The sequence below is a fragment of the Bradyrhizobium sp. genome (assembly GCF_019242285.1).
Taxonomy (GTDB): domain Bacteria; phylum Pseudomonadota; class Alphaproteobacteria; order Rhizobiales; family Xanthobacteraceae; genus Bradyrhizobium.
On record NZ_JAFAVV010000469.1, the window covers coordinates 1 to 4,321 of the forward strand.

Here is a 4,321-nt window from a genome sequence, read left to right on the forward strand (position 1 = left end):
GTAAGCGCCGTGCCCACCATTGTCTCAGCAGACTCGACAGCACGGTTTTGAATGGTGGGCACGCTTCTGTCTTTTCGTGGCGTGCTACTGTGCAGGCGGCCGCTTAGTCGTACTGAGTCACAAGAAGACTCAAGCCATTGAATCGACTCGCCTTTGTGCAAATATGGTCGTTCCAAAAAGCTCAAGAATTTCAACGAGAGCACCACACATGTGACTTAGTACGATTAGCCCACCCTACCGGCTGCGCCCGGGTTGCAACAGGATCGAGAAGAAGAAACCAGAAAGGCAGACCATGCTCGACATCCCCGTCCTGATTTCCGGCGGCGGCCCCGTGGGCCTGATGGCTTCGTTGCTGCTCTCGCAACACGGCGTCCGTTCGCTGCTGGTCGAGCGTCACTCCGGCACTGCCCTCACGCCGAAAGCGCGCGGCATCAATGCCCGCACCATGGAAATCTTCCGGCAGTGCGGCATCGATGCCGCCGTCCGTGAGGCCGGACTCGCCGAGGGCGGGACCGGGCTGATCGTCTGGACCGAGACGCTGGCGGGTCGTGAAATCGAGCGGCGGGTGCCGGGCCGCGCCATCGCCAGGAACATGGCGGTGACGCCGGTCAAGAACTGCCTCTGCGCGCAGGACGATCTGGAGCCGGTCATTCGCCGCTTCGCGGAGGCGGCAGCGCCGGGAATGCTGCGCTTCAACACCGAATTGACGTCGTTCACGCAGACGCCGGAGGGTGTCACCGGCACCTTGGCGGATCGCCTGACGGGCGAGGAGACCGCCTTCACCGCCCGCTACCTGATCGCGGCCGAAGGCGCGCAAAGCCGGGTGCGGCGAGCGCTCGGGGTGACGATGGAAGGCGAGGAGAAGGTCTATGACAGCGTCAACATCCTCTTCCATGCCGATCTCACCCGATGGGTCGCCGACCGGCCGGCTGCGCTCTATTTCGTCGAGCAGGAAGGCCTGCGCGCCACCTTCCTCACCATCAATGGCCGAGACCGCTGGGGATTTTTGATTCACAGCCCGAAAAAATATGGCTGGTCGCCGCAGGACTTCACGGCGGAGTTCTGCGCAGAGCTGATCCGCAAGGGGATCGGCGTCGCCGATCTTCCGGTCACGGTGCTCGGCGTCAGCCCGTGGGAGGCGTCCGCCATCGTCGCCGACCGCTACCGCGTCGGCAACGTCTTTCTCGCCGGCGATGCCGCGCACGAGATGCCGCCGACCGGCGGCTTCGGCCTCAACACCGGCGTGCAGGACGTCCACAATCTGACCTGGAAGATCGGCGCCGTGCTGCGCGGGGATGCCGACGAGGCGCTGCTCGACAGCTATCATGACGAGCGCCAGCCGTTCGGCCGGATCGTCACCCGCAACTCGCTCGCCAATGCGATGTCGATGGGACGCGATCAGCGCAGGAGCAACGTGCTGCCGCGGCGGGAATTCCTCAATGAGCAGGGATTGATCTTCGGGGCCCAGTACGAGTCGATGGCGGTGGTGCCGGATGGCACGCCGCCCGTCATGCCCGATGATCCCGTCACCGAATATCTGCCCGCGGCACGGCCCGGCAGCCGCGCACCCCATGTCTGGCTGACGCGCGACAATGCCCGGATCTCGACCATCGACCTGTTCGGTCCGCACTTCGTGCTCATGACGGGCGATGGCGGCGATGCCTGGCGGCGGGCCGCCTCGGCCGCGGCCCCATCATGGCCTGCCCTGATCACGCATGCGATCGGCGCGGCCGCCGAGATCGGCGACGACGGCCATTGGCTTGCGGCCCACGGCATCGAGACGGATGGCGCGGTGTTGGTGCGACCGGACGGCCATGTCGCCTGGCGCAGCCGTTCCGGTGCAGCCGATCCGGAGGCCGCATTGCGCGCGGTGTTCGATCGGCTGCTCGGCCGGATGCCAGTTCACGCGCTGTCCAGTCAAGGCGCTCAAGCGTTGCCTGCCGGGGTGACCGAGACGCGGATGTTGGCCGTCACTAGGCCCTGAGCGTCGAGGAAGACGAGGTTGGTCACGCCGGCATTGCGCGCCTCGATGACGACGGAGAGATCATCATCGCTGCGCACGCCGACGACCGCGGGATCGCCGACTAGCACGGTTGCGAAGGCGTGGTCGAACTGCATCCGTGCCGAGGCGCCGACACCGAGGGAGAGCGTGTCCTGATGCGCCCGCGCTGCCGAGGTCATGCCGAACAGTGGCGCGACGGCACCGAAGACAATCGATTGAAGAAAAATGCGACGATCCGTTTTCATGTCATAAGCTCCAAAAAACATTTGGCCGATGGTAATTCGGCGTTCGCCGGACGAACGTGAAACAGACCACACACGTGCCGCATGCGTGGTTACGGCCGTCATCAAAGGATTACGGTTGTCATCGAAAGATCGAAGCGACGGGCTCAGCGCAGCTTGTCGCGAGCATAGGCCTCGGCGTCGTCGACCAGTCGATCGGCCGAGACGTTCGCGGTGTCCAGAACGAGGCGTTCGCGGTCCCAGGGCTCGTAGAACCTGGCCACGATCTCCTCCCAGGTCGGCAAGTCCAGACCCTCGATGTCCGACCTGCGGGTTTCCACGCGCCGTCGATGCGCGGCACGGTCGCTGCAGACGACCTCGATCTCGATCAGGCGCGCCAGGCTCCGCGCAGCCGTCTCGCGCCATCCGTTGCGGCTGGCGACGACGGGATTGACGCAATCGGCGATCACGACCTGGCCAAGCCTGAGGTTTTCGGCCGCAAGTGCGTTCGCGATCGCATAACCATGCACGTCGACCGCAACGCCCAAGGCCGCCAGGCTCTGCTCGATCGAGTCGATGCGGAGATGAACAGCACCGATCCGTCTGGTCAGCTCGCGCGAGATCGTGGTCTTGCCGGTGCCGGGCAGGCCGCCAAACACGATCAGGGCTGGACGATGCAAGCTCATGCTCTCAATAGAAGCGGTGGAAATAATGGATCGGGCCGTGGCCGTGGCCGACGGCAAAACGGTCGGCGGTGGCGATCGCCGCACTGACGAACGCCTTGGCGTTGCGGACCGCCTGCTCCAGCGTCTCGCCTTTCGCGAGCCCTGCGGCGATCGCCGAGGACAGCGAGCAGCCGGTGCCGTGGGTGTTTTCCGTCGCGACGCGTGCTGCCGCCAGCGCCTCGACGCCGCTGTCGCGGATGAGATAATCGATGCTCGCTGCGCCCTGCCCGTGGCCGCCCTTGATCAGCACCGCCGGGCAGCCGAGCGCGAGCAGCCGCATTCCCTGCGCCTCGATCTCGGCCTGGCTCGATGCCACCGGCTCGTCGAGCAGGGCCGCGGCCTCCGGCAGGTTCGGGGTGAGGATGGTCGCACGCGGAATCAGCGTCCTGCGCAGCGCCTCGACCGCATCGGCGGGCAGCAGCCGGTCGCCCGAGGTCGCCACCATCACCGGATCGAGCACGACGTGTCTTGGCGCCCAGCGTCGCAGCGTCGCCGCGACTGCGTCGATCGCCACGCGGGCCCCGACCATGCCGATCTTGACGGCGCCGACCGCGAGGTCCTCGAACACCGCGTCGATCTGCGCGGTCACGAAATCCGCGGGCACCGGGTGGACGCCGCGCACGCCGGTCGTGTTCTGCGCGGTCAGCGCGGTGATCGCGGAGGCGCCATAGACGCCGAGCGCGGCGAAGGTCTTCAGGTCGGCCTGGATGCCGGCGCCGCCACTCGAATCCGAGCCGGCGATGGTCAGTGCGATGGGGGTGGCCATGGCTCAAGCCTAGCCGCGCGGCCGGCAGGCCGGCAAGCCGGTTCGCCTTGCCCGCTTGCCTTGCCCGCTTGCCTTGCCTGCCGGATTGGGCCTATCTGAGCCATCGGCTGTCAGGAGATGCCCGCAATGGTTCCCTTCTTCGTCCAGATCAAATGCAAGCTCGGCCAGTCCTACGTGGTCGCCAATGCGCTGGCCGAAGCCGAGATCGCCTCCGAGATCTATTCCACCGCCGGCAACTACGACCTGCTGGTCAAGTTCTATGTCGACAAGGAGACCGACATCGGTCACTTCGTCAACGAGAAGGTGCAGGTGCTCCCGGGCATCCAGGACACCCACACCATCATCACCTTCAAGGCGTTCGGGGCGCGGTAGCCAGGCGCCCCCATCGGGCTGGTCTCGATCGAAAATCAAGCGAAAGCGAAGCTCGTCTGCGGCGGTGCCGCGCCTTGCGGCTGAACCTCGCAGCGGGCGCTCGCGACCAAGCCATAATCGTTGCAATTCTCACCATGATCTCCGCCGGCAGCCGGCCGGCAGCTCGTGAATGATCGATCGCGGCGTTCCCCTCAACCTCACAGGCCGATCACCCATGGCGATCGGCAGGAGGCGT

Annotated in this window: 5 protein-coding genes; 2 read left to right on the forward strand and 3 right to left on the reverse strand. The window is 65.9% G+C overall.

The features are described from left to right. Positions 1–292: 292 nt before the first annotated feature. The gene (locus JOY90_RS18515; RefSeq protein WP_291692562.1) at positions 293–1,984 is read left to right on the forward strand and encodes an FAD-dependent monooxygenase; all 1,692 of its coding nucleotides are present in this window, start codon (positions 293–295) and stop codon (positions 1,982–1,984) included. Here the strand turns inward: JOY90_RS18515 and JOY90_RS18520 are convergent. The 3 genes from JOY90_RS18520 to thiD are packed head-to-tail and all read right to left on the reverse strand — an operon-like array spanning position 1,927 to position 3,714. Continuing rightward, positions 1,927–2,349 carry a pilus assembly protein N-terminal domain-containing protein gene (locus tag JOY90_RS18520; RefSeq protein ID WP_291692563.1) on the reverse strand — a complete coding sequence of 141 codons (423 nt, stop codon included), beginning with the start codon at positions 2,347–2,349 and terminating at the stop codon, positions 1,927–1,929. The two genes, JOY90_RS18515 and JOY90_RS18520, sit on opposite strands and share 58 nt — an antisense overlap. Before the next feature lie 41 nt (positions 2,350–2,390). Beyond that, on the reverse strand, positions 2,391–2,909 hold the full coding sequence (locus JOY90_RS18525; protein WP_291692564.1) for an AAA family ATPase: 519 nt from the start codon (positions 2,907–2,909) through the stop codon (positions 2,391–2,393). A gap of 4 nt (positions 2,910–2,913) precedes the next feature. After that, complete coding sequence (gene thiD, locus JOY90_RS18530) at positions 2,914–3,714, reverse strand: bifunctional hydroxymethylpyrimidine kinase/phosphomethylpyrimidine kinase (protein ID WP_291692565.1); 801 nt, start codon at positions 3,712–3,714, stop codon at positions 2,914–2,916. A 126-nt stretch (positions 3,715–3,840) separates the two neighbouring features. Between thiD and JOY90_RS18535 the strand changes: the two genes are divergently transcribed. Beyond that, positions 3,841–4,086: an Lrp/AsnC family transcriptional regulator gene (locus JOY90_RS18535; RefSeq protein ID WP_291692566.1), complete on the forward strand. Its 246-nt coding sequence runs from the start codon at positions 3,841–3,843 to the stop codon at positions 4,084–4,086. Positions 4,087–4,321: the final 235 nt, after the last annotated feature.